Genomic DNA, 23,746 nt, shown 5'->3' with positions numbered 1-23,746 from the left:
CTAGCCTGACGGGCATGCGGGTCTACATCGGGTGTGCCGGGTACACGAACGACGACTGGGCCGAGAACGGCCTGATCTACGCCGGCGTGCGCAAGGACGAGTACCTCACGGCCTACGCCGCGCACTTCGACGCCGTGGAACTCAACAGCAGTTTCTACGGCATTCCCGGCCTGAAAGCCTTCGAGGGCATGGCCCGCAAGAGCGGGAACCGGGTGCGCTTCGCGGTGAAGCTGCACAAGGTCTTCACGCACGACCGCGCGCCCACCGACGACGACTTCGACCGCATGCTGCAGAGCCCCGAACCCCTGCGGGACGCCGGCGTGATGGGCCCCTACCTGGCGCAGTTCCCATACTCCTTTCACCGCACCGCCGAGAACCGCCGGTACCTGGCGCGCCTCACCGAGCGCTTCGCCGGGCACGAGCTCGCCGTGGAACTCCGGCACGGCGGCTGGGACCGCCCCGAGGTGCGGGACGGCATGCGTGAACTCGGCGTGATCTGGGTCAGCCCCGACTACCCCCCGGTGGGCGGGATGCCCGAACCGCAGGTGCACGTGACCGGGGACGTGGGCTACCTGCGCCTGCACGGCCGCAACAAGGGCAACTGGTGGGACGGCCAGAGCGCCAGCGAACGCCACGACTACCGCTACACCCGCGACGAGATGGACGAATGGGCCGAGAAGATCGCGCTGGTGCAGGGCGACCTGAGCGAACTGTACGTGTTCTTCGCCAACACCACCAAAGGACACGCGCTGCACAACATTCCCATGCTGCGCGCCGCCCTGAACGCCCGCGGCATTCCCGTCCAGGCGCCCGACCCGCTGGACGCCCCCGAACCCCGACTGCTGTGAGCGGCCCCTCCCCCCGGTCCGAAGTCACCGTTTCGTGACGCGCCGCTGCCTACACTGGCCGCACATGCGCTCCCGCCCTTCCCTGCTGCCTGCCCTGACCGTGCTGTTCAGCCTGGCCCTGAGCGCCTGCGCCCCCAGCCACACGCCCCTGCTGCAACCGCCCGCCCGGTCGGTGCGGCCCGCCCAGACGCCCGCCCTGGACCTCGCGGGGCCCCGCCCGGACGTGATCCTGCTGACCGTCAGCGGCCGCTGCGGCCCCCCCTGCCGTGCCCCGCGCGACAACCACGACACCCTCGGCGCGCGCGGCACCACCGACGCCCTCGCCGCCGCATTCACCAGCCAGGGCCTGAGCGTGCAGGTCGCCGCGTACGCCAGCCAGCTGCCCGCCACCACCCAGTCCCCGGCCATCCGTGAGCCGCAGCGGGGCTTCCTGGCACTGCTGGCGGACGTGCAGCGCATCCAGGCCACCTGGCCCGGACCGGACCGGCCCCGGCTGGTGCTGTTCAGCCACTCGCAGGGCGGCCCGTGGATTCACTACCTGCCGCGCGTCACCCCGCAGGTCACGTACGACCTGATGATCGACCTGGACGCCGCGTGCCTGTTCTTCCAGACGGACTTCAGTGCGGCCGTCAGCGCGAGTGCGGCCACCCTGAACACCCTGCTGGCCGGGCAGCCCGGCGTGCCCAGCGCCTGCCAGTACCAGGCGACGCCCAAAGGCCCGCGCCTGAGCAAGGACATCGTGCCCGACAACGTCACCCTGAACCTGGAGGTGCACAGCAAGTACCGCTTCGCCTCCCCCGGCCCCGGCGGCGGCCTGCCGCTGAACTACCTCGCCGACCGCACGCCCAACCTCCGCCTGGACGGCACGCGGCGCGGCCTGCACCTGTACGTCTCCCGGCAGGACGACCACAGCGCCATCAGCCAGCCGAGCAGCCAGACCATGGCCTGGGTGACCATGAACGCCGGACGAATCGCCGCGACCTGGAAGTAACCGGAGAGGAATCGGGAGGAAAAGAACCGCCTCTGCAAAGGAGGCGGTTCGTTCGATGGAGCGGATGGCTGTTCAACGTTGGGTGGCCCCATCCGCTCGCGGGCGGCCGCTCACACGACTTGATCAGGCGGCCCAGGAGGCTTCGCTCTTGGCTCTTATTCGTACCCGAGTTCCCGCAGCGCTTCCTCGTCCTCGCGCCAGCCGGGGATCACGATGACCTCCAGGCCCAGGTACACCTTCTTGCTCAGGAACACTTCCAGCTGCTTGCGGGCGGCCTGCCCGATCTCGCGCAGCTGCTTGCCGCCACTGCCGATGACCATGCCCTTGTGGGCGTTTTTCTCCACGACGATCTCGCCCTCGATGCGCTGGAGGCCGTCGTCGCGTTCCGTCCAGCGGTTCACGCGGGTGGCGACGGCGTAGGGCAGCTCGTCGCGGAGTTTTTTCATGGCTTCCTCGCGGATGATCTCGGCCGCCCACATCTCGCGGGTCTGGTCGCTGGCGGCGCCGCGCGGGTAGAAGAAGGGGTTTTCCGGCAGGGCGTCCAGGATCTGTTCGCGCAGGGTGCCCACGGCGCCCGGGTTGTTCTGCGCGGAGAGCATGGTCTCGCTGCTCTCCGACTCGCGGCCTTCCAGCAGGGCGCCGTAGAGTTTCATGGCCTCGTCCGGGTACTTGGCGGCGTCGGTCTTGTTGCCGACCAGGAACAGGGGTTTGGGCAGGTCGCGGATCTGGTTGGCGACCAGGCGGTCCTCGTCCGTGGGGGGGTGGCGCAGGTCCACCACCCAGACGATGGCGTCCACGTCGGCCAGGGCGCTCTGGACCTCGTGGTTCATGTACTTGCCGAGGGCGTCCTTGGGTTTGTGCACGCCGGGGGTGTCCACGAAAACGATCTGGTGCGTGTCGGTGGTGTAGATGCCGCGCACGTCGCGGCGGGTGGTCTGGGGGCGGGGGCTGGTGGGCGCGACCTTGGTGCCCAGGAAGCTGTTCAGGAGGGTGCTCTTGCCGACGTTCGGCTTGCCGACGATGGCGACAAACCCGCTGTGGGTCTGCGCTTCGGTCTGGTCGGGCTGGGGGGTGGGGTCCGTCATCCCCTGATTGTCTCATGAGCGCCTGTGTTGCGGGTCCGGCGGCCTTGAGGGAACGGTGACGTCCTGCCGGGCGCGCTTCAGGAGCGGGCGTCGATGGCGTCGGCGATGTCGTCGGCCATGCGCAGGGTGCGGATGATGACGGGCACGGCCAGCGCCAGGACGCTGCCGTCCAGACCGCGGGCGCGCTGCGCGTCACGGACCTCGGCAACGATGCCGATCACCACGGGAATGAATCTCAGCGTGAGGGACACGGCGAGGCTGACCTTCTCCGGGTTCACGCCCACGCGCTGCAGGGGCTGCAGGGCGCGTTCCAGGGTGGCGAGCAGGTCGCTGGTGCGGGTGGTGAGCGTGAGCAGAGAGGCGAGCAGGATCATCACGGCGAAGCGCAGGACGGTGACCACGCCGCTGTCCACGTTCACGGTCAGGGCCTGCACCGCGAAGAAGAAGGCCAGCAGGGCCAGCGTGGGCCGCAGCTGGCCCCACAGGACCCGGCCGCCCAGCCGGGCGACGCTGTACAAGCCGACCACGGCCGCCAGGACGAGCAGCAGCGGCCCCGGGCTGCGCAGTGCGAACACGCCGGCGCCGGCCAGCAGCAGCGCCAGCAGTTTCGGGCCGGGCTTCAGGGCGTGCAGCGGGGAGGGGCGCGGCACGTACAGGCCCAGCAGGCCGGCCGCCTGCCCGCGGGCCGTCACGCGGTCCCGCCCTCTCCGGTCATCAGGGCCCGGTAGTGGGCCAGCGCCTCGGGCGGGGCGGCGTCCAGGATCAGTTGCCCGCCGTCGAACACCAGCACCCGGTCGAAGTCGTGCAGGAGATCCAGGTCGTGCGTCACGGCGATCACGGTCTGCGGGAGGTCCCGGATGGCGCGCGCGACGCGGGTGCGGTTGCGCAGGTCCAGCAGGGTGGTGGGTTCGTCCAGGATCAGGTACTCGGGGCGCATGACCAGCACGCCGGACAGCGCCAGCAGCTGTTTCTGCCCGCCGCTGAGCGCGTGGCTGGGGTGCTGCCGGTACGCCTGCAGGTCGTAGCGGGCCAGCACCTCCGTGATGCGGGCCTCCTGCTCGGCCGGCGCGAGCTTCAGGGGCTTGAGCCCGAACGCGAGGTCCTCCTCCACGATGGGAAACACGATCTGGCTGTCCGGGTTCTGGAACACGAAGCCCACGCGGCGGCGCACGTCCCGGCCGTGCGTGCGGGTGTCCAGGCCGTCCACGGTGACGCGGCCGGCGGTGGGCGTGAGGAGGCCGTTCAGGAGCCGGGCGAAGGTGCTCTTGCCGCTGCCGTTGCTGCCGATCACCCCGATGCGCCGCTCGCCCAGGGTGACGGTCAGGTCTTGCAGCAGCGGGGCGCGGCCGTCGTACCCGAAGGTGACGTTCTCCAGGGAGATCACGGCGCGGCCTCCCCTGTCGGCTGGGCCTGGGGCATGGCCCTCACCTCACCGGGCGGCGGCGACGGGCGCGGGGCGGATGATCGGGTTGGCGCGCTTGACGGTCACGGCGGCGAACGCGGCGATCAGGGCCTTCAGGGCGTCGCCGGGCAGGAAGGGGCCCGAGGCGAGCAGCGCCTTGAGGAAGGGCATGTTCGCGCTGTAGCTGAGCCACGCGTTCCCGATGCTGTACATCACGACCACGCTGGTCAGGAAGATGATCCCGAAGGCGACCGGGACGGTCAGGCGCTGCCAGTAGCGTTCGGTGAGCAGGCCGATCAGGTACGCCGCGACGGGCCACGCGACCAGGAAGCCGCCGGTGGGGCCGGCGAACACGCCCGCGCCGCCGCGCCCGCCGACCAGCAGGGGCAGGCCCAGGGCGACGAGCAGCAGGAACAGCAGCATGGCCAGCCCGCCGCGCCGCGCGCCCAGGATCGCGCCGGCCAGGCCCACGCCCAGGGTCTGGGAGGTGATGGGCACGCCGGTGGCGAGGTTGATGGGCGGGATGACGGCCAGGGCCGCCATGATGGCCGCGAAGAGCGCGATGTACACGATGTCCCGGGTGGTCAGGGGGGCGGTGCGGGCGGTGTTCACGGCCGGCATTGTGGCATGGGGCGGGCGGGAAAAACTGCACTTCGTTCAGAGACCGTCCGTTTGCACTGAACGAAAGAGTGATGCAGGTTCAAATTCTCACGCGCAACCCACAGCCCCCCGGCCGCGTACTGTGGGGCATGACGAAGACCACCACGCAGGTCCAGGCCACGGTCAGCGACATGTTCGGCCAGAGCACGGCCGTGCTGGCGCAGCCCAGCCCCCACACCTTCGAACGCTTCGAACGCCGCGGCGGGACCACGCAGGCCTTCATCTACGTGGCGCTGGCCGCGCTGGTGTCCGCCGTGATCGCCGCGATCTTCGCGCCGTTCCACTCGGACGTCACCGTGGTCGGGCAGTTCCTCACGCGCCTGATCACCATCCCGCTGCAGTTCCTGATCTTCACGGGCGCCGTGTACCTGATCGGCAAGAACCTCTTCCGCGGCAGCGGGACCTACGCCGAGGTCGCCTACTCCTTCGCGCTGTTCTTCGTGCCGCTCAGCATCCTGGCCACCCTGATCGGGATCATCCCCATCCTCGGCTGGCTGGTCAGCTTCGTGATCTCGCTGGCCATGGCGTACTTCGGGTACCTGGCCGTGCAGTCCAGCATGAACCTGCGCGACCAGGGCAGCGCCATCATCACGCTGCTGCTCGCCGCCGTGGCGAACTTCCTGGTGGGCGGCGTGATCGGCACCATCATGCTGGGGATCTTCAGCCTCGGCCGCTGATCCCCGCCCCCCTGCCGACGAGGCCCCCCGCGGGGCCTCTTTTTCATGGGCGGCGCTCGCCTACACTGACGCGGATGACGCACCGTGACCCCCAGAGCGCCGGCAAGGAAATCAGCGCGCAGGACCGCGCCCGGCTCGACCAGATCTTCATGCAGGTGATCCTGGACGCCCAGGCGCAGGTTCAGCAGACCACCCCCGCCCAGCCCGGCAACCTGGCCGCCATGTTCCACAAGGAAAGCGTGTCGGACGCGTTGCAGGGCTGCGCGATGCTGATCGCCGGATGGAACCAGGGCCGCGTGGACGAACCTGGCCTGACCCGCGCCACCAAGGCCCTGCGCGCCCTGGGCCTGGGCGACCTCGCGCAGCGGCTGGAGAACCTGCGTCAGATCGACGAGAGCTGAGCAGGGCCAGACCAGGCCCAGGGAAGGCCCGCTCCGGCACATGGAGCGGGCCTTCCCTGGTTCTCGTGGGCGGTCAGCGGCGACGGCGGCCGGCCAGGAACCACGCCGCGGCCGCGGCGAGGAACCCCACGCCCGCGTACGCCCACAGGTTCGGCCCCGGCGCCGGGGCCACGGGAACGGTGGCGCCCGCCGACGTGACCACCACGTCCGGCGTGACCGCATTGGCGACGCTGCTCACCGCGGTGAAGATCAGCGCGTACTTGAGGAGGTCCGAGCCGATGCCGCGCTGCCGGTAGTAGCTCTGCGGGTAGGGGTAGTAGCGGCCGGGTTGCAGCTGGTACGCGTAGCGGCTGTCCCGCACGGCGCTGTAGGTGATCGCGTCGCGCGGCACGCCGGCCGGGAGTTTCACCTTGCTCCACTGGGACAGTTGCGTGGGCGTGACCTTCGCCGCGGCGGCGCGGTTCAGGGGGCTGGTGGCTCCGGCTGGGGGCGTGGCGGTGCGGGTGTTCGCCTTGGTCGTGTTCGGCGTGACGGGCGTGGTGGTCCGGGGGCGCGGGGCGGTGTTCACGCGCGGGGCGGGGGCGCGGTAGGTGGGCGTGCGCGGGGCGCTGTACGTGCTGCCCCGGCTGCCGCCGAACCCCCCGCCGCTGCGCCGACCGGCGTCGGCGGCACCTCCCAGCAGGGCCAGGGTGGTCAGGGTCAGGATCAGGGAGCGGTTCATCACCACCAGTACGGGCCGGGCCGCCACTGGGTTCCCACGAGGCCGGTCAGCGCAGCGAGGTGAAGTCCTCGCGGAAGGCCTGCACGAACACGTTCAGCACGTCGTCCAGCCGCCGGGTGACCTGATCAGCCGAGTACTTCGCGGGGTCTCCGCCCCAGCGGCCCACGTTCCAGATCACGGCGATCTTCAGGTCCACGCTCTCGTCGTAGGCGTTCAGGGTTTCGAGCACGAAGTCCGCGTTGTACAGGGTGGGCGCGGTGGCGTTGTCCATGTCGAAGGTGAGGCTCAGCACCCGGTCGCAGAAGCGCGCCGTGTCGAACTCGGAGGCCTTGAGCTTGAGGTCCGTGAGCAGCGCCGCGATCTTTGCCTCCGCACGTTTTTCCAGCGCGGTGTCCTGGCGGTCGTTCACGAACACGGCCGCGTCGTAGCACAGCGGCAGGGCGTCCTGCTTGAGCACCGCCAGGTTCGGGGCCAGCGCGGAGGGTTTCGCGGCCGCGCCACCCAGCAGCAGGGCCGGCGCGAGCAGCAGAAGGCGGGCAGGAACAGGCAGGCGGGCAGATCGGAACATGGTCACTCCTGGGACAAGGGGCGGAGGGGCAGGACCGGGAAAGGTCCGCCCAGCGTAGAGGGCCGGCGCGCACAGGAATGTGGCTGCATGGGCAAACGCCAGCGGCCCCCGCCAACGCCCTGGGCCGCGCGGGGCAGGTTCCCGGCGCCCGGCTTCAGCCGAGCATGGGCATCTCACCCAGGTCCGCCAGGAATTCCCGGTCCGGGTAACTCTCGTGGTCGAAGGCGGTGTCGCCCTCGGCGGGCGTGACGGACAGACTGGTGAAGTCGAACAGGTCGCGGTCCAGCAGGTGGCTGGGGGTCACGCGGGTCAGGGCGCGCAGGATGTTGTTCAGGCGGCCCGGGTGCTCCCGCTCCCAGCCTTCGAGCATCTCGCCCACCACCTTACGCTGAAGGTTCTCCTGGCTGCCGCACAGGTTGCACGGAATGATCGGGAACGCGCGGGCCTGGGCGTAGCGGATCACCTGCGTTTCGGGCACGTACGCCAGCGGGCGGATCACCACGTTCGCGCCGTCGTCCGACTGGAGTTTGGGGGGCATGGCCTTGAGGCGCGCGCCGAAGAACAGGTTCATGAACAGCGTTTCCAGGATGTCGTCGCGGTGGTGGCCGAGCGCGATCTTCGTCGCGCCGATCTCGCGGGCGTGGCGGTACAGGATGCCGCGCCGCAGGCGGCTGCACAGCGCGCAGGTGGTCTTGCCCTCGGGCGTCTTCTCCTTCACGACGCTGTAGGTGTCCTCCGTCAGGATGTCGTGCCGCACGCCCAGGGCCGTGAGGTAGCGGGGCAGGACGTCCTTCGGGAAGCCCGGCTGGCCCTGGTCGAGGTTCACGGCCACCACCTCGAAGTCCACCGGGGCCTTCTTCTGCAGGTGCAGCAGCACGTCCAGCAGCGTGTAACTGTCCTTCCCGCCGGAGAGGCAGACCATGACCCGGTCGCCGTTCTCGATCATGCGGTAGTCCCCGATGGCCTGCCCCACGCCCTTCACGATGGGCTGGAAGAGGCGGCTGAGGTCTGGGGCGGACGCGGCAGGGTCACTCATGATGGCGGCGCTCACTGTACCCGCCGGCACCGGTCCCGAACAGTGAGCGCGGGGCGGCGCCGGGCGCTCCGCCTTTGGGTGGACGTTCCCTCACATGCGCAGCCCTTATGCTCTGGGCGTATGACGCCCGCCTCCGGGAGACCCGCCGCGAAATCCACCCCACAGACCCGCCCCGCCGCCCGCACGCCGGAGCCCGGGCGGGGCGGCTGCCTGGCGTGGTTCTTCCGCCTGCTGGGCTGGGCGCTGTTCCTGGCCGTGCTGGGCGTGGCCGGGTTGTGGGTCATGTGGGGCCGGGACCTGCCGCGCGCCTCGGACCTGGACGTGCTGGAGTTCAGCGGCCAGACCCGGGTGTACGACCGCACGGGCGCGCTGGTGGGCACGCTGACGCCCAGCCTGAGCAGCGGCGGCAGCGCGAACCTGAACCTGCTGAAACTCGGGCAGATCAGCCCCTGGCTGCAGAAGGCCGTGGTGACCAGCGAGGACCGTCGGTTCTTCGCGCATCACGGCGTGGACTACATCGGCATCGCGCGCGGGGTGCTCAAGGGCCTGCTGAAAAACGACCTGGAGGGCGGCAGCTCAATCACGCAGCAGGTCGTGAAGAACACCCTGCTGGCCGACCTGGAAGGCGCCCGCACCCCGGAGCGCAAGTTCAAGGAGGCGGTGCTCGCCTACCAGGTGGACCGCAGCTTCGACAAGACCAAGATCCTCAACGCCTACCTGAACGTCATCTACTGGGGCGATGGGGGCCGCTCGGACATCGTGGGGGCGGGCACGGCCGCGCACGCCTACTTCGCGAAGAACGCCTCGGAACTGAACCTCGCCGAGAGCGTGTACCTCGCCACGATCATCCCCGCGCCGAACCGCCGCTACAAGGACTTCAAAGCGTACCGCCCGCTGATGCGCAGCCTGCTTGACCGAATGGTCGAGGACGGGCAGGTCACGAAGGCCGAGGCGGACGCCGCGTGGCGCACCCCCATCTACCCGGCCGGGTGGCGCCTGGGCTGGAACACGGACGGCACGCTGCGCAGCGCCGCCCTGGAAAACCCGGGCCGCATCCAGTCGAACATCCGCCTGATGGAGTCCGGCATGCGGGAGCGCTACCTGTACCGCCACTACCTTCAGGCGGTGGAGAAAGAACTGCTGCCGCTGGTGGGCCGCAAGGCGCTGTACGCCGGCGGGAAGATCTACACCGGCATGAACGTGCAGGCGCAGCAGGCGGCCGAGCAGGCCAGCCTGAACGCCCGCAACCTGCCGGACGGCGCCACGCTGGGCATCGCGCTGGTCAGCCCCAAGGACGGCGAGGTGCTGGCGCTGGTCGGGCAGAAACTCACCGGGGAGCGGCCCAGCGACTGGAACAACGCCGTGCAGGCCAAGCGGCAGGTGGGCAGCAGCATCAAGCCGCTGCTGTACGCCCTGGCGCTGGAAAAAGGCTGGAAGCAGAGCGACACCATCCTCGACGCGCCGATCACCGGCACGGACTACCAGCCGAAAAACTACGACGGCCGCTGGACCGGCCGCTTCGTGACCATGCGCTACTCGCTGGACCACAGCCTGAACCTGCCCACCGTGCGCATCGCGCAGGAACTCGGCGTGCCCGTCTTCGAGGACAAACTCCGCGACCTGGGCTTCGACGTGCCCAAGAACCTGGGGCTCTCGCTGAGCATCGGCACGCTGGAAGCCAGCCCGCTGCAGATGGCCGCCGCGTACGCCACCTTCGTGAACGGCGGCCTGTACCACCAGCCCACGCTGGTCCGGCGGTTCGACAACGCCAAGGGCGAGGCCGTGTACAAACGCGCCGCGCCTGAATCCCGCCGCGTGTGGGACGCGCAGACCGCGTGGCTGGGCCTGGACATGCTGCGCGGCGTGGTGAACGACCTGTCCGAAGCGCAGGGCGGGCTCGCCACCCGCGCGCGCATTCCCGGCTGGGAGGTCGGCGGGAAGACCGGCACCACCAACGACATCAAGGACCTGTGGTTCGCCGGCGTGACGCCCACCATGGCGGGCGCCGTGTGGGTCGGGAAGCAGGAGGGCGGCGTGATGCCCGCCTGGGCGTACAGCGGCACCGTGCCCACGCCCATCTGGCAGGCGGCCATGGCGGGCGCATTGAGCGGCGTGACCCCCACCCGCTTCGTGGAACCGGACGGCATCACGTACCGCGTGGTGCGGCAGGTCAGCATGGCCTTCCGCACCGCCGAGGCCGACCAGGGCCCCGTGCAGCATGACGGCCGCACGCGCCGCGAACAGGCCCGCACGCCCACCCCGCCCACCCCGGCGCCGCAGCCAGAGCCGGAACCCGAGATCATCCGCGAACCGGAACCGGCCGTGATCGCCGAGCCGACCCCCGAGGTCAGCGAGATTCCCGCCCTGCCGCCCGAGGAGGTGCCCACCGAGCCGGTCGTGACCGAGCCGGCGCCGGACCCGGCCGCGCCTGCCGAGATCGCGCCGCCCGAGCCGCTGCCCACGCCTGAACCCGCCCCCGAGCCGGAACTCGTTCCGGAAGACGAGACCACCGGGGACGTCACGTTCACGCCCGAAGACCCCGGCCTGGACAGCCTGCCGCCGCTGGACGAAGCCGCGCCGGGACAGTAAGCACCGCCCGGACACACCCCACCATCGCCCTTCAGTCCGCCGGGTAAACTGCGGAAATGGACATGAAGAAACTGATGAAGCAGATGCAGCAGGCGCAGGTGGCCGCCTCGAAAATCCAGGAGGAACTGGCCGCGAAAACCGTGGAAGGCAGCGCCAGCGGTCTGGTCACCGTGACCATGAACGGGCACGGCAAGGTGATGGGCCTGAAGATCAAGCCCGAGGCCGTGGACGCCGACGACGTGGAAGCCCTGGAGGACCTGCTGCTGGTGGCGTTGCAGGACGCCACCGCCAAGGCCGAGGACCTGCAGCAGGACGCCACGCGCGGCCTGGGCATCCCCGGATTCTGATGACCGGGCGCCTGAACCGGGGGCCGGCATGAAGTACCCGCCCTCGCTGGTCGCCCTGATCCGGGAACTGTCGCGCCTGCCCGGCATCGGCCCGAAAAGCGCGCAGCGCCTCGCCTTCCACCTGTTCGAGCAGCCCCGCGAGGACATCGAGCGCCTCGCGTCGGCGCTGCTGGAAGCCAAACGGGACCTGCACAGTTGCTCGGTGTGCTTCAACATCACCGACAGCCAGAAATGCGACGTGTGCAGTGACCCCAGCCGCGACCAGAACGTGATCTGCGTCGTGGAGGAACCCGGGGACGTGATCGCCATCGAACGCAGCGGCGAGTACCGCGGGCTGTACCACGTGCTGCACGGCGTGCTGAGCCCCATGAACGGCGTGGGCCCCGACCGGCTGCACATCAAGCCGCTGCTGCCGCGCGTGCAGGAGGGCATGGAGGTGATCCTCGCGACCGGCACCACCGTCGAGGGGGACGCCACCGCGCTGTACCTGCAGCGTCTGCTGGAGCCGCTGGGCGCGGACGTGAGCCGCATCGCGTACGGCATCCCGGCCGGCGGCACGCTGGAGTACACCGACGAGGTGACCCTGGGCCGCGCCCTGACCGGCCGGCAGCGCATCACCCGCAACTGAGCCCCAGTACCCCTGACCCCCTCCCGTGTGGAGGGGGTTTTTCCATGCACCTTACCCGGGCAGGTCGAAGACCAGGGTGGTGCCCTGCCCCGGCGCGCTCTGCACGTCCAGGTGCCCGCCGGCCAGCGCCACCCGCTCCCGCAGGCCGATCAGGCCCAGGTGACCGGCCTGCGCGCGGGCCTCGGCGTGCGCGGTGGTGAAGCCCTGCCCGTCGTCACTGATCGCCACCCGCACGCCCTCCTCCGTGAACGCCACCCGGATCGCGGCGGTGCCGGCCCGGGCGTGCTTGTCCACGTTGTTCAGGGCCTCCTGCGCCAGGCGGAACACCGTGAGTTCCACCGTGGGGTTGAGGCGGCGGTCCTGGCCGCTGACCTCCAGGCGCGTGTCCGTCTGCGCCTGCGTGGCCAGCCACTCCAGGGCCGGCAGGAGCCCCAGGTCGTCCAACACGCTGGGCCGCAGGTTCCGCGCGAAGCGCCGCACGCCCTGAATGGCGCTGTCCAGGTCGGCCAGGATGTCGTCGGCGCGCTCGCGGCGCTCTCCCTCCAGGTCGCGGGCCAGACGGGCCACGCGGCGGGACGTGGCGGTGAGCACCTGGGCGGTGTCGTCGTGCAGTTCACGGCTGATGCGGCGGCGCTCTTCTTCCTGCGCCTGCGTGAACAGCGTCAGGTACGTGCGGAGCTCCACGGTGCGGCTGGTGGCGGCCTCCAGCGCCTGCCCGCGCCGGGCGATCTCCTCGGCCAGCTGCTGCATCTCCGACAGGTCCCGCGCGACCATCAGCACGCCCTCGCCCGGCCCGGCCCCCACCGGACTCAGGCGGACTTCCAGGCGGTGCGGGCCGATCTGGATGTCGGCCCGGCCCCCGGCAAGGTGCGTGTGCGCGGCCATCCAGGCGGCGCTCAGGGCGGGGCGGGTGTCGGGCGTGGGCAGGTCCAGCAGCGGCGTGCCCACCGGTTCCAGGCCCCGGGCGTGCAGCAGCCGGGTGGCGGCCGGGTTCGCGTACGTGACCACACCCTGCCCGTCCGCGCTGAGGATCAGGTCGTGCGCGCTTTCCGACAGCTGCCGGTAGCGGGCCTCCTCGCGGGCCAGGGCGGTCAGCAGCCGCTCGCGGCTGAGGGTCAGGGCCATCTGGTCGGCGACGCTGCGGGCCAGGGCCAGCACGCGGTCGCTGGGCGGCTCGGTGCCCGGGTCGTCGGCGTACAGGAAGCCCAGCAGGCCGCCCGGCCCCGCCACGTCCGGCCCCGGCCGGGCACCCACGCCCAGGTCGGCGCCCAGGTCGGCGCGCAGCGGCACGATCAGGGCGCTGCCCGCCACCGGCAGCGCGTGCCGCCGCGTGAGCGGCCGCGGGCCACGGCCGAGCTGCCCGGCCAGGGCGTCCAGGTCCTCCGGGCTGGGGCGGTGCAGGTTGTAGGTGGCGCAGCGCGTCAGGGCGCCGGTGCTGTCGGTCAGGGCGATCAGGCCCCGCCCGGCACTGAGGGCGAGGGTCGCCAGCCGCGCCGCCTCGGTGAGGGCCGCGTCGCTCTGGTCCTCGGCGAGCAGGCGGCCGACGTTCAGCAGCACGGCCGCCTCGCGCTCGCGCCGCAGTTCCTCCTCGTACAGCCGGGCGTTTTCCAGCGCCAGGGACGCCTGCGCGGCGTACACCTCGGTCAGGGCGAGGTCGTCGGCGTCCAGCGGCAGGGCGTCTTCCCAGTACAGGGTGAGCGCCCCGAAGGTGCCCACGCGGGTCTTGAGGGGCAGCGCCACCACGCCCCGGTACGGGTAGCGGCCCTGCGCGAGCAGCTGCCGGGTGTAACGGCTGCCGCCGCCCAGGTGCGCGGTCCGCAGGTCCGGGGCGGTCACGCGCTCCCCGCTCTCCACCGCCCGGCCGGTCACGCCCGCGCCGACCTTGGCGCGCACGCGCAGCACGTACTCGCTGGGCAGGCCCACGGCGTTGCGGATCACCAGCGTGCGCCCGTCGGGCTGCAGTTCGTACACGCCGGCCGCGTCCGCGCGGAAGAGGGTGGTGGCGCGCTCCATGAGGCGGGTCAGGGTGTCGTGCAGGTGCAGGCTGCCGGCCAGGGCGGCGCCGGCCTCGCGCAGCGCCTCGGCGTTCTCGCGTTTGCGGGTCTCCTGCCCGTACAGGCGGGCGTTGTCGATGGCGAGGGACGCCTGCTCGGCCAGCGTGAGCACCAGCCAGGTGTCGTCCTCGGTCAGGCGGGCGCCGGGCTTGCGGCTGTCCACGTACAGCACGCCCAGCGGCCGTCCGCGGGCGGAGAGTGGCGCGATCAGCGCGACTTCCGGGTTCATCTCCTGCATGGAGCGCGCCATGGGCGTGCCGGCGTCCCGGACGCGGTCGTACAGGATCACCTCTCCCTGCTTCACCACCCGCCGGAACGACACGGGTCCCAGTCCGATGCCGCCCTGGAAGCCGCCGTCCCCGTCGTCCTCGAAGCCGTAGGTGAACACGTCGCCGGTGTGGGCGCGTTCCTCCTCCACCCGGCTGAACAGGCCCACGAACGCCCGCTCGAAGCCCAGCGCCAGCGCGGCGCTCTCGGCGGTGGCGGTCAGGACCTCCGCAAGGTCCAGGCTGCCGCCCAGGCGCCGCACGAGCTGCTCCACCGTCTCCGCCGCGCGGCCCCGGCCCCGCCGCGCCTCGCGGGCCTGCACGCCTTCCAGCGCCAGGGCCAGCAGGGGCCCCAAGGCGGCCAGGGCCGCGAGGCACTCCGGGTCGGCGCCCACGAATTCCAGCACCCCGCCGGCCTGCGCCGTCCCGAACGGCAGGGCGCAGAGCATGCCCTCCTCCTGCGCGCGGCCCTGCGTGAGGGCCCGGCCGGCCAGCCCCCCGTCACTCAGGCCCAGCCCGCGGCCCTCGCAGCCCACGTCCGACAGGTGCCCGTCGGCCTTGACCCACACCCGCACGCCGTGCGCCCGCGTGAACTCGCAGGCGAACGCGCACAGCGCCGCACCGAACTCCGGCACGGACTGCGCGGCCGACAGCGCGGCCGGCAGGATCGGGAAGGCAGTCGCGGAGGTATTCACCGTGCAGGGAAGCTTACCGCCTTCCCGCCGCCCACCCGGACCGGTTCACTCCTCGCTGCTGTCCCGGGCAGGCCGCGCGCGGCCGTCGTCCGGGCCGGCCCCAGGTTCCACCAGCGCGCCCGGGTTCACGATCACGCCGGGCACCGCCGTCTCGTTGATGTTCGAGATGGCCGGCACCACGACCACCCCGGCGCCCCCCTGCGCCTCGCCCTCCACGGGCGACTGGCGGACGTTGCCGCTTTCCCGCTCGATCTCCTCCACGCTTCTGCCCAGAGGATGGTCGCCGTACTTTCCGCCGGTGTCGGTCATGCCTGCAGTGTTCGCTTCACTCCGGCGGGCCGGGTGAGGGGCGGGCGGCGGGGCCTTCAGACTGGACTTGATGTTTTCCTCATGCGGCTCAGGCGCCCGCGACCCGCGAGCGCGTTCGTTATGCTGCGCGGCATGAGTGACGTATCGCAGCGGGCCGCCGGGGTGCTCCGGGCGGTGGGCCTGACCGAATCCCCCGTCTCCGCCCTGGAACGCGAGGACGCCCTGTTCGTCCTGACCCCCGACACCCTGCTGTACCAGGACGCCGGCGGCACCCGCCGCGTGACGCTGCGCGACCTGACCCGCATTCACAGCGACGCCGAAGGCATCCTGCGCGTGGAAACGCCCGCCGGTACGGCCCTGAGCGCCAGTCTGGTGGGCTTCGACCCGGCGCGGCTGCAGGGCTTTTTCAACGAGGTGCGGGACGTCACCCGCCGCGCCAAGGAGGCCGCCGCTCCGGGAGCCAGCCCGGCCCAGGCCGCTCCCCAGCGCGCCGCGCCCCCTGCCGCCGCCCCCCTGACGCAAGAACGGACGGTTCCCCGCCCGGCCCCGGTGGCGCCGCAGCCCACGCCCGCCGCCCCCCCACGGCCCGAGCCCATCGTGCTGGGCGACGACCCGGCCCCCACGGAGGCGGGCAGCACGCCCCCACCCCGCCCGCTGCACCAGCCGCGGTACGTGCCCGGACCGGCCGCCGCGGTCACCCCGGTCACGCCCACGCCGGAGCCCGAGGAGACGGACGATCTGGCGGACCTCGCCCCGACGCCGACCCGCCCGGCGCCGACGCCCGTGGCCCCGCCGGCCCCCGCACAGGCGCCGCTGCGGGAGGTGACGGTGGTGCGCACCGAGCCGGTCGTGAGCCGCCCGGCCACGCCCGGCGAGACGGCCCGGTCGCTCCTCTCCCCTGCCGCGGCGCCCTCTCCCGCCGTGGCGCCCCCTCAGCCTGACCTCGCACCAGTGGTGGGCAATGACCTCCCGGCCCCCGCCCCTGCTCCCGCCGTTCGGGCGACCGTGGCCGGCCTGGGGGGGCAGGCGGACGTGGTGGCCGGCTGGGCGGGGCGGCTGCGGGTGCTGGGCGGCGTGATGTTCCTGGCGACGCTGGCGCTGGCGGTCGTGCAGTTCACGCAGGGGGCGCCGCTGGCGGGCCTGTGGACGGCCATTGCGGGCGGCGTGGCGGGCATCGCGCTGCTGGCGGTGGCGGACCTGGCGCGGCTCCTGGCCGGCCTGACCCGCGCCCTGACGGGAGACGCGGGTGAGTGAGACGGCGCCTGCCCCGGCGCTGACGGACGCGGCGCGGCAGGACGCGCGGGCCCTGGTGACGGAGGCGGTGCGGATTCCGTCGCTGTCCGGGCAGGAGGGCGAGGTCGCGGCCTTCCTGGTGGAGTGGATGAACGCGCGGGGTTTCACCGCGCGGGTGGACGAGGCCGGGAACGCCGTGGGGGAACGCGGGCAAGGGCCCTTCACGGTGGCGCTGCTGGGGCACATGGACACGGTGCCCGGCGACCTGCCGGTGCACGTGGACGAGCGCGGCGTGCTGCACGGGCGCGGCAGCGTGGACGCGAAGGGCCCGCTGTGCGCCTTTCTCGCGGCGGTGGCGGCGCTGCCGGCCGGGGCGCTGGCCGCGGCGCGGTTCGTGGTGGTCGGCGCGACCGAGGAGGAGGCGCCCAGCAGCCGCGGCGCGCGGCACATTCGCACGGCGCTGCGCCCGGACGCGGTGCTGATCGGCGAGCCGAGCGCGTGGGAGGGCCTGACCCTGGGGTACAAGGGGCGGCTGGTGGCGCGCGTGCGCGTGCGCAAGGACAACTTCCACACGGCCGGTGAGGGCACCAGCGCCGCCGACGACCTGACCGAGGGCTGGTTCCGGGTGCGGACCTGGGCAGCCGGGGCCGGCTCGGGTGGCGGGGTGTTCGACGGCGTGCAGGCCACCATTCAGGACCTGGGGGCCCGCTCGGACGGCGTGACGCAGGAGGCCTGGGCGACGTTCGGGTTCCGCCTGCCGCCCGCCTGGAGCCCGGAGGCGGCCGAGGCCGCGGTGCGCGGCGCCCTGGCGGACCTGGCCGGCCTGGACCTGGAGTTCGTGGGGCATGAGACGGCCGTGCGGCACCCGAAGGACAATGCGCTGACCCGCGCGATGCGCGTGGCGATTCGCGCGCACGGCGGGACGCCGGTGTTCAAGGTCAAGACCGGCACGAGTGACATGAATGTGGTGGCCGGGCACTGGCCGGTCCCGACCCTGGCGTACGGCCCCGGGGACAGCGCGCTGGACCACACGCCGGAGGAGCGGCTGGATCTCGCGGAGTACGACCGCGCGGTCGCGGTGCTCACCGACGCCCTGACGCGGCTGGCGTTGGGTTCGGCCTTCCCCCGCTCCGCTGCCCCCTGAGTTCGCCGGTCCGGCCGCGCCCGACGCGGGCTGTGGCCCGGTCTGCGGGCCGCTCTGGCCTGCCCGGTTCACGCCGGCGCCCCGCCCCCTGATGTTCAAGGAGTTGTTCTGATGGACCCGGTCACCATCGTGCTGATCTTGTTTCTGCTCGCCCTGCTGCTGTTCGCCACCGAGTGGCTGCCGGTGGACGTCACTGCGCTGGGCCTGCTCTCGGCGCTGCTGGTCACCGGCCTGCTGACGCCCAAGGAGGCGTTCGCGGGGTTCGGGAGCGACACGGTGCTTACCCTGGCGGGCCTGTTCATCCTGACGCGGGTGCTGCTGCGGGCCGGGGTGATCGAGTGGATCGGCGCGGCGCTGGCCCGCCGGGCGCGGAACCCGCACGGGATGCTGCGCGGGGTGCTGGGGACGGTGGCGGGCGTGAGTGCCTTTACCAGCAACACGGCGACCACGGCGGTGTTCCTGCCGGTGGTGGCGGGGATGTCGCGCCGCGCCGGGCTGCCGGCCAGCCGGGCGCTGATGCCGCTGGCGTTCGCGAGCATCCTGGGGGGTACCGTCACCCTGATCGGCACGAGCACGAATCTGGTGGTGTCGGGCGCGCTGCCCACCACCGGTCTGCGGCCCCTGGGGTTCTTCGAGCTGGCGTGGGTGGGGATTCCCACAGCGCTGATCGGGCTGCTGTACCTGTTCTTCGTGGCGCCGCGGCTGCTGCCGGCGCGGGAGGCGCATCTGGAGGAGTCGCTGCGCGAGTACCTCGCGGACCTGACGGTCGAGCCCGGCAGCCCGCTGGACGGGCTGACGCTGCGGGAGACGGGCCTGGGCCGCGACCACGGCCTGACGGTGGTGGCGGTCCGGCGCGGCGCGGAGACGGTGTACGCGCCCCCGCCGCACTTCCTGGTGCGGGCCGGGGACACGCTGGCGGTGGAGGGGCCCACCGAGCGTATCCTGGCCGGGAAGAACACGCTGGGCGTGGTCAGCAAGAGCGAGCAGAAACTGCAGGGCGTGAGCGCCGCGTCGCCGGCCGAGGTGCGGCTGGTGGAGGCCGTGGTGATGCCGGGCAGTACCCTGCTGGGCCGCACCCTGAAGGAGTCCCGCTTCCGGGAGCGTTACGGGGTGAGCGTGCTGGCGGTGCACCGCCGACAGAAGACGCTGGAGCGCATGGCGGACCTGCGGGTGCGGGTGGGGGACGTGTTGCTGATGCAGGGGGACGCCACCCGCATCGACGGGCTGGGCGAGCACCTTGTGGTGATGGGGGACCTCACGCAGCGGCAGTCGGACCTGCGCCGGGCGCCGGCGGCGCTGATGGTGTTCGGCGGGGCGGTGGTGCTGGGCGGGCTGGGGCTGGTGCCGCTGGCGGTGGCGGTGGTGGTGGCCGTGGCGCTGAGCCTGATGCTGCGCCTGATCACGCCGGAGGAGGCGTACGGCGCGGTGGAGTGGCCGGTGATCGTTCTGGTGGCGTGCATGCTGGCGTTCGGCACGGCGTTCGAGGCGACGGGCGCCGCGAAGGTGCTCACCGGGGAGCTGTCGGGCGTGCTGGACCCGCTGGGGCCGTACGGGCTGCTGGCGGCGCTGTTTCTGGTGACGGTGGCCCTCACGCAGCCGATGAGCAACCAGGCGGCGGCGCTGGTGATGCTGCCCCTGGCGATCGGCACGGCGAAGGTGCTGGGCTACGACCCGCGGCCTTTCGTGATCGGCATCACGATCGCGGCAAGCAACTCGTTCATCACGCCGCTGGAGCCGAGCTGCATGCTGGTGTATGGCCCGGGGCGCTACACCTTCCTGGACTTCGTGCGGGTGGGCCTGGGGCTGACCGTGGTGACCTTCGTGGTGGCGATGCTGGTGATCCCGCTGGTGTGGCCGTTCCACGCCGCGCCCTGAGCGGCCTGAAGCAGACCGCCCTGGCGTATGAGGCCAGGGCGGAGATTCAGATGAACAGGGGGGTGTCGGGGTCCTCCGGCTGGAGGCGGTCCTTCCGGCCCAGGTACGCGGAGGCCGCGCCGATGCCGAGGAGTGCGCCGACGCCGATCAGGAGAAGCGCCCACGTGAGCAGGCCCTGGCTGCGGGGGGCGGTACGTCTGGAACCCATGCCCGCAGCATAGTGCATTCCCCCCGGCGGGCGCCCGTCACCCGCCCTGCACCCGGTACAGAAAACTTGTGTGCTGGACGCCTTCGCGGCACAAATGACAGGAGTCTCAGCAGTCCGTCAAGGCGCCCGGAACCGCCCTCTGCCCAGTCGCTGGGATCAGTCGGCCGGGACGGCCTGCACGGCGGGCGTGGCAGCCAGTTCGCGCGGCAGGCGGGACCACAGCAGCAGCACGCACGCCAGCCCCAGGCCGGTCAGGGTGACCAGGCCCCAGCGGGAGCCCAGCGGGAAGTCGCGGCTGATCAGTGTGCTGGCGATCAGCGCCCCGGGGGGGCCCATGCCGGCCAGCACGAAGGAGTACAGGCTCATCACGCGGCCGCGCAGGTGGTCGGGGATGGTGAGCTGCACGGTGCTGTTCGCGCTGACCAGCAGGCTCAGCATCCCGAAACCGCACAGGGCCAGGACCGGGGTGGCGACCGCCGCGTTGGGGCTGGCCGCCAGCAGTACCGCGCCGACCACCAGGATCAGCGCGCCGCGCCGCAGGTACTTCAGGGGGTTGGGGCGGCTGGCCTGCCAGAGTGCCCCGGCCATCGCCCCGATGCCGAACGCGGCCGAGAGGAGCCCGAAGCCGCCCTCACGCGCGCCGAACACCACGCGGGCGTAGTACGGGATGATCACGTTGAAGTTGATGATGGTGAGGCTCAGCGCCCCGACCAGCAGCATCACGTTGCGCACGGCGGGCGTGGCGCGCACGTAGCGCAGGCCTTCTTTCACGTCGTCGAGCATGCTGCCCCGACCCCGGATCTCCCGCGGGGGGAACGGCAGGGTGGACAGCACGTAGATCACCACGAAAAACGACGCCACGTTCAGGTAGAACGGGAAGGCCAGCCGGGAGATCTGATCGGCATTTCCGCCGGCCAGCAGGCTCACGCCCAGGGCGGCCACCACGCCGAACAGCGCCTGCCCCACGGTGCGGCTCACGTTGAACGACAGGCTGTTCAGGGCGACGGCGTTGGGCACGTCGCTGCGCGGCACGAAGTCCACGACCATGCTCTGCCGGGCCGGCATGTCGAAGGCCTGCGCCATGCCGCCGACGAAGGCCAGGACCAGCACCAGGGGCAGGCTCACGAAGCCCTGGTGCGTGGCGACGGCCAGCAGCAGGGCGGTGCACATCAGGATGACCTGGGTGGTGAGCAGCACCCGCCGTCGCGGCACGCGGTCCACGATGGCCCCCGCGAAGAGGGACAGCACCATGCTGGGCGTGAACTGCGCGACCGTGACCCAGCCCAGCGCGGCGCTGCTGCCCTGGGTGAGTTCCAGCACCAGGTACTGCTGCGCGGTGGTCTGCATCCAGCTGCCGACCAGCGAGAGCAGCTGCGAGAACCAGTACCGGCGGTACTGCGGGTGGCGCAGGGCCTGGAAGGTTCGTTCACGCCACGCGGCCGCACTTTTCCACACGCCGCCCAGCATAGGCGCGCCGGCCCGGGCGCTGTCCGTAAGCGGTCCTGCACTGGGGCAGGGACCGCATTTGGGCGCTGACGTGACCTCCCGGCCGGCTGGGACAGGGCGCGGCCCGGTTTCCGGGGGATAGGCAGGGGCGGGCCGGGGGTGTTACTGTGCGGGGGAATCCTTCATCTGGACTTTTCTCCGGCTTCATGTCCACCTCAGCTGCCCCGACTGGTGACTCCCTGATGCCCAACTCCTCTACCGCGTTCCCCCTGCGCCGCGCCCTGACCGGCCTGACCTTCACCCTCGCCCTGACCGCCCCCGTGGCCGCGCAGACGGCAGCCCCCGTCGCGGCACCTCTTCCTGCCGCACCCGGCATACCTGCGCAGGTGATCGTGCAGCCCGGCGACACCGCGTACAGCATCGCGCGGCGCGCCGGGCTCAGCGTGGACGCCCTGCTGGCCCTGAACGGCCTGCAGACGCCGGACCTGAAGGTCGGGCAGGTGCTGCTGCTGCGCGCGGCCCCGGCCAGCCACACCGTGCAGCCCGGCGAGACGCTGTACGCCCTGGCCCGCCGCTACCACGTGACCGTGGACGCCCTGCAGGCCACCAACAGCCTGACCCCGGAGCAGAAACTCGCGGTCGGGCAGGTGCTGACCCTGCCCGCCGGCGCGGTGGACGTGGGCCCGGCCCTGGTCACCGCGCCCGCAACGCCGGCCCCCTCAGCGCCGGCTGCCCTCAGCCTTCCCCTGCCCGGGGCCGCGCCCGTGACCGGCAGCCCCGCGCTGCCCACCGCCCCCCTGGCTGGCGGCGACTGGCGAGCCTCGGCGCTGTCGTTCCTGGGCACGCCGTACGTGCTGGGCGGCACCACCCGCACCGGAACGGACTGCAGCGGGCTGGTGCTGCAGGTGTTCACGCCGCTGGGCGTGAAGCTGCCGCGCGTGAGCGCCGCGCAGGCGCAGGTGGGCCTGCCGGTCACGCCGGACGCGCTGCTGCCGGGCGACCTGGTGTTCTTCGACGTGAACCAGGAGGGCCGCGTGACGCACGTGGGCATCTACCTGGGTGACGACCAGTTCGTGAGCGCGAACAGTTACCGCGGGCAGGTCACCGTGGACCGCCTGCAGGCCGACCGGTACTGGGCGCCGCGGTTCGTGGGCGCGCGCCGGGTGCTGGCGGGCGTCATGGCGGCAAAACTCTGAAGGACCGGCCCCTGCCCCTGGGCGACCTGGTGCGGCTGCGGCGGGTGCGCGACCGGATTGACCGGGAGTACGCGCAGCCGCTGGACGTCCCGGCGCTGGCGCGGAGCGTGAACATGTCGGCCGGGCACCTGAGCCGGCTGTTCCGACGGGCGTACGGCGAGTCCCCGTACGCGTACCTGATGACCCGCCGCATCGAGCGGGCGATGGCGCTGCTGCGCGCCGGCCAGCTGAGCGTGACGCAGGTGTGCTTCGAGGTGGGGTGCTCGTCGCTGGGGACCTTCAGCACGCGCTTCACGGAGCTGGTGGGCGTGCCGCCCAGCGTGTACCGGCAGCAGGTGACGAGCGGCGAGGCAGAGTTGCCGCCCTGCGTGGCGCGGCGGGTGACCCGGCCGGTCAGGAATCGAGAAGCGGAGGAGGCCGGGCGCTCCTAGACTCCGGGCATGGACCTGCAGATTCACGAGACGTTCCTGCCGCATCAGGACCCGGACGCCACGCTGGCCTTCTACCGCGACCTGCTGGGCTTCGAGGTGCGGGCCGACGTGGGGTACGCCGGCCTGCGCTGGATCACGGTGGGCCCGGCCGGGCAACCGGGCACGTCCATCGTGCTGTGCCCCCCGGCGGCCGATCCGGGCGTGACCGAAGCCGAGCGCCGCATGATCGCGGAGATGATGGCCAAGGGCACGTACGCCGGCCTGAACCTTGCCACCCCGGACCTGGACGGCGTGTTCGAGCAGCTGCGGGCGGCGGGGGCGGAGATCGTGCAGGAGCCCACCGAGCAGCCGTACGGGGTGCGGGACGGCGCGGTGCGTGACTCGGCCGGGAACCTGCTGCGCATCCAGGCGCGGCGCCCGGCGCAGCCCTGAGCACCTGGAATGCAGGGCGCCGCGCGCCCGGAGGAGGAACAGATGACGAAATCCAGGAGAACAGCCGCCCCGGGTGGGTCAGGCGGGGAAGGCTTCACGGCCGAGGAGCGCGCCGCGATGCGGGAGCGCGTGAAGGAGCAGCGGGCAGGCAAGGCCGCCGACCCGGACGCGGAGGTGCGGGCGAAGATCGCCGAACTGACCGGCGAGGACCGGGACCTGGCTGAGCGTGTGCACGCGGCCGTGAGGGCCGCGGCGCCGCAGCTCACGCCGAAACTGTGGTACGGCATGCCCGCGTACGCGCGGCAGGGCAAGGTCGTGTGTTTCTTCCAGGCGGCGGGGAAGTTCAAGGCCCGGTACGCCACGCTGGGGTTCGGGGACGCGGCCGCGCTGGATGACGGGGCGATGTGGCCCACGGCGTTCGCGCTGCGCGATTGGACGGACGCGGTGGAGGAGCGCGTCCGGGCGCTGGTGCGGCAGGCAGCCGGCTGAATTTTCCTTCCTTCA

General features: G+C 72.1%; 25 protein-coding genes. 14 read left to right on the top strand and 11 right to left on the bottom strand.

Features of this window, described 5'->3' with window-relative positions; translation table 11 throughout:
* The first annotated feature begins 14 nt into the window (after positions 1 to 14).
* Complete coding sequence (locus DFI_RS03250; RefSeq protein ID WP_027461924.1) at positions 15 to 848, top strand: DUF72 domain-containing protein; 834 nt, start codon at positions 15 to 17, stop codon at positions 846 to 848.
* Between the two features lie 64 nt (positions 849 to 912).
* Positions 913 to 1,839: a hypothetical protein gene (locus tag DFI_RS03245; protein WP_043777007.1), complete on the top strand. Its 927-nt coding sequence runs from the start codon at positions 913 to 915 to the stop codon at positions 1,837 to 1,839.
* 155 nt (positions 1,840 to 1,994) lie between these two features.
* On the opposite strand, the gene era is transcribed toward DFI_RS03245, so the two are convergent.
* The 4 genes from era to DFI_RS03225 all read right to left on the bottom strand — a co-directional run bounded on the left by era (position 1,995) and on the right by DFI_RS03225 (position 4,938).
* Positions 1,995 to 2,924: a GTPase Era gene (era, locus tag DFI_RS03240; RefSeq protein ID WP_022800116.1), complete on the bottom strand. Its 930-nt coding sequence runs from the start codon at positions 2,922 to 2,924 to the stop codon at positions 1,995 to 1,997.
* 77 nt (positions 2,925 to 3,001) lie between these two features.
* Positions 3,002 to 3,616: an energy-coupling factor transporter transmembrane component T family protein gene (locus DFI_RS03235; protein ID WP_244940304.1), complete on the bottom strand. Its 615-nt coding sequence runs from the start codon at positions 3,614 to 3,616 to the stop codon at positions 3,002 to 3,004.
* The gene (locus tag DFI_RS03230) at positions 3,613 to 4,308 is read right to left on the bottom strand and encodes an energy-coupling factor ABC transporter ATP-binding protein (RefSeq protein ID WP_027461922.1); all 696 of its coding nucleotides are present in this window, start codon (positions 4,306 to 4,308) and stop codon (positions 3,613 to 3,615) included. Before DFI_RS03230 ends, DFI_RS03235 begins: the two co-directional genes overlap by 4 nt.
* A 45-nt stretch (positions 4,309 to 4,353) precedes the next feature.
* Positions 4,354 to 4,938: a biotin transporter BioY gene (locus DFI_RS03225; RefSeq protein WP_022800119.1), complete on the bottom strand. Its 585-nt coding sequence runs from the start codon at positions 4,936 to 4,938 to the stop codon at positions 4,354 to 4,356.
* Between the two features lie 137 nt (positions 4,939 to 5,075).
* Here DFI_RS03225 and DFI_RS03220 point away from each other — a divergent pair, with 137 nt between their 5' ends.
* Both DFI_RS03220 and DFI_RS03215 read left to right on the top strand, forming a co-directional pair.
* Complete coding sequence (locus DFI_RS03220) at positions 5,076 to 5,663, top strand: YIP1 family protein (protein ID WP_027461920.1); 588 nt, start codon at positions 5,076 to 5,078, stop codon at positions 5,661 to 5,663.
* Positions 5,664 to 5,737: 74 nt separating this feature from the next.
* Complete coding sequence (locus DFI_RS03215) at positions 5,738 to 6,064, top strand: hypothetical protein (protein ID WP_027461919.1); 327 nt, start codon at positions 5,738 to 5,740, stop codon at positions 6,062 to 6,064.
* A 73-nt stretch (positions 6,065 to 6,137) separates the two neighbouring features.
* On the opposite strand, the gene DFI_RS03210 is transcribed toward DFI_RS03215, so the two are convergent.
* From DFI_RS03210 to ttcA, 3 genes are all read right to left on the bottom strand, one after another.
* On the bottom strand, positions 6,138 to 6,785 hold the full coding sequence (locus tag DFI_RS03210) for a hypothetical protein (RefSeq protein WP_027461918.1): 648 nt from the start codon (positions 6,783 to 6,785) through the stop codon (positions 6,138 to 6,140).
* A 46-nt stretch (positions 6,786 to 6,831) separates the two neighbouring features.
* The gene (locus tag DFI_RS03205) at positions 6,832 to 7,353 is read right to left on the bottom strand and encodes a hypothetical protein (protein WP_022800123.1); all 522 of its coding nucleotides are present in this window, start codon (positions 7,351 to 7,353) and stop codon (positions 6,832 to 6,834) included.
* A 154-nt stretch (positions 7,354 to 7,507) separates the two neighbouring features.
* Positions 7,508 to 8,389 carry a tRNA 2-thiocytidine(32) synthetase TtcA gene (ttcA, locus tag DFI_RS03200; protein WP_027461916.1) on the bottom strand — a complete coding sequence of 294 codons (882 nt, stop codon included), beginning with the start codon at positions 8,387 to 8,389 and terminating at the stop codon, positions 7,508 to 7,510.
* A 120-nt stretch (positions 8,390 to 8,509) separates the two neighbouring features.
* On the opposite strand from ttcA, the gene DFI_RS03195 reads away from it, so the two are divergent.
* Genes DFI_RS03195 through recR form a run of 3 tightly spaced genes read left to right on the top strand, consistent with a single transcriptional unit; the run spans position 8,510 to position 11,953 of the window.
* Positions 8,510 to 10,978, top strand: a complete 2,469-nt coding sequence (locus DFI_RS03195) for a transglycosylase domain-containing protein (protein WP_081425691.1) — start codon at positions 8,510 to 8,512, stop codon at positions 10,976 to 10,978.
* 56 nt (positions 10,979 to 11,034) lie between these two features.
* The gene (locus DFI_RS03190) at positions 11,035 to 11,325 is read left to right on the top strand and encodes a YbaB/EbfC family nucleoid-associated protein (RefSeq protein ID WP_027461915.1); all 291 of its coding nucleotides are present in this window, start codon (positions 11,035 to 11,037) and stop codon (positions 11,323 to 11,325) included.
* A gap of 28 nt (positions 11,326 to 11,353) precedes the next feature.
* A complete protein-coding gene (gene recR / locus DFI_RS03185; protein WP_022800127.1) occupies positions 11,354 to 11,953 on the top strand; it encodes a recombination mediator RecR in 600 nt (199 codons plus the stop codon).
* A gap of 51 nt (positions 11,954 to 12,004) precedes the next feature.
* Here recR and DFI_RS03180 read toward each other — a convergent pair whose 3' ends face one another.
* On the bottom strand, positions 12,005 to 14,968 hold the full coding sequence (locus DFI_RS03180) for a GAF domain-containing protein (protein ID WP_051307442.1): 2,964 nt from the start codon (positions 14,966 to 14,968) through the stop codon (positions 12,005 to 12,007).
* 45 nt (positions 14,969 to 15,013) lie between these two features.
* Positions 15,014 to 15,277 (bottom strand): hypothetical protein, encoded by a 264-nt coding sequence (locus tag DFI_RS03175; RefSeq protein WP_027461913.1) that lies wholly within the window; start codon positions 15,275 to 15,277, stop codon positions 15,014 to 15,016.
* 132 nt (positions 15,278 to 15,409) lie between these two features.
* Between DFI_RS03175 and DFI_RS03170 the strand changes: the two genes are divergently transcribed.
* The 3 genes from DFI_RS03170 to DFI_RS03160 all read left to right on the top strand — a co-directional run bounded on the left by DFI_RS03170 (position 15,410) and on the right by DFI_RS03160 (position 19,529).
* On the top strand, positions 15,410 to 16,531 hold the full coding sequence (locus DFI_RS03170) for a hypothetical protein (RefSeq protein ID WP_027461912.1): 1,122 nt from the start codon (positions 15,410 to 15,412) through the stop codon (positions 16,529 to 16,531).
* Positions 16,524 to 17,654: a [LysW]-lysine hydrolase gene (locus tag DFI_RS03165; protein WP_244940303.1), complete on the top strand. Its 1,131-nt coding sequence runs from the start codon at positions 16,524 to 16,526 to the stop codon at positions 17,652 to 17,654. Before DFI_RS03170 ends, DFI_RS03165 begins: the two co-directional genes overlap by 8 nt.
* Positions 17,655 to 17,765: 111 nt before the next feature.
* Positions 17,766 to 19,529, top strand: a complete 1,764-nt coding sequence (locus tag DFI_RS03160) for an SLC13 family permease (RefSeq protein WP_027461910.1) — start codon at positions 17,766 to 17,768, stop codon at positions 19,527 to 19,529.
* A gap of 46 nt (positions 19,530 to 19,575) precedes the next feature.
* On the opposite strand, the gene DFI_RS20065 is transcribed toward DFI_RS03160, so the two are convergent.
* Entirely contained in the window at positions 19,576 to 19,737 is a 162-nt protein-coding gene (locus DFI_RS20065; protein WP_022800133.1) for a hypothetical protein, read from the bottom strand.
* 156 nt (positions 19,738 to 19,893) lie between these two features.
* Positions 19,894 to 21,204 carry an MFS transporter gene (locus DFI_RS03155; RefSeq protein WP_027461909.1) on the bottom strand — a complete coding sequence of 437 codons (1,311 nt, stop codon included), beginning with the start codon at positions 21,202 to 21,204 and terminating at the stop codon, positions 19,894 to 19,896.
* Between the two features lie 221 nt (positions 21,205 to 21,425).
* On the opposite strand from DFI_RS03155, the gene DFI_RS03150 reads away from it, so the two are divergent.
* The 4 genes from DFI_RS03150 to DFI_RS03135 are packed head-to-tail and all read left to right on the top strand — an operon-like array spanning position 21,426 to position 23,731.
* Positions 21,426 to 22,379 (top strand): C40 family peptidase, encoded by a 954-nt coding sequence (locus DFI_RS03150; RefSeq protein WP_027461908.1) that lies wholly within the window; start codon positions 21,426 to 21,428, stop codon positions 22,377 to 22,379.
* Positions 22,380 to 22,423: 44 nt separating this feature from the next.
* Complete coding sequence (locus DFI_RS03145; RefSeq protein WP_244940302.1) at positions 22,424 to 22,810, top strand: helix-turn-helix transcriptional regulator; 387 nt, start codon at positions 22,424 to 22,426, stop codon at positions 22,808 to 22,810.
* A gap of 9 nt (positions 22,811 to 22,819) precedes the next feature.
* Positions 22,820 to 23,242: a VOC family protein gene (locus DFI_RS03140; protein ID WP_027461906.1), complete on the top strand. Its 423-nt coding sequence runs from the start codon at positions 22,820 to 22,822 to the stop codon at positions 23,240 to 23,242.
* 42 nt (positions 23,243 to 23,284) lie between these two features.
* On the top strand, positions 23,285 to 23,731 hold the full coding sequence (locus tag DFI_RS03135; RefSeq protein ID WP_027461905.1) for an iron chaperone: 447 nt from the start codon (positions 23,285 to 23,287) through the stop codon (positions 23,729 to 23,731).
* The last annotated feature ends 15 nt before the right edge of the window (positions 23,732 to 23,746 follow it).

The organism is Deinococcus ficus (assembly GCF_003444775.1).
In the GTDB taxonomy this organism is placed as follows: Bacteria; Deinococcota; Deinococci; order Deinococcales; family Deinococcaceae; genus Deinococcus; species Deinococcus ficus.
This window is presented reverse-complemented; position numbering and strand designations above follow the sequence as displayed.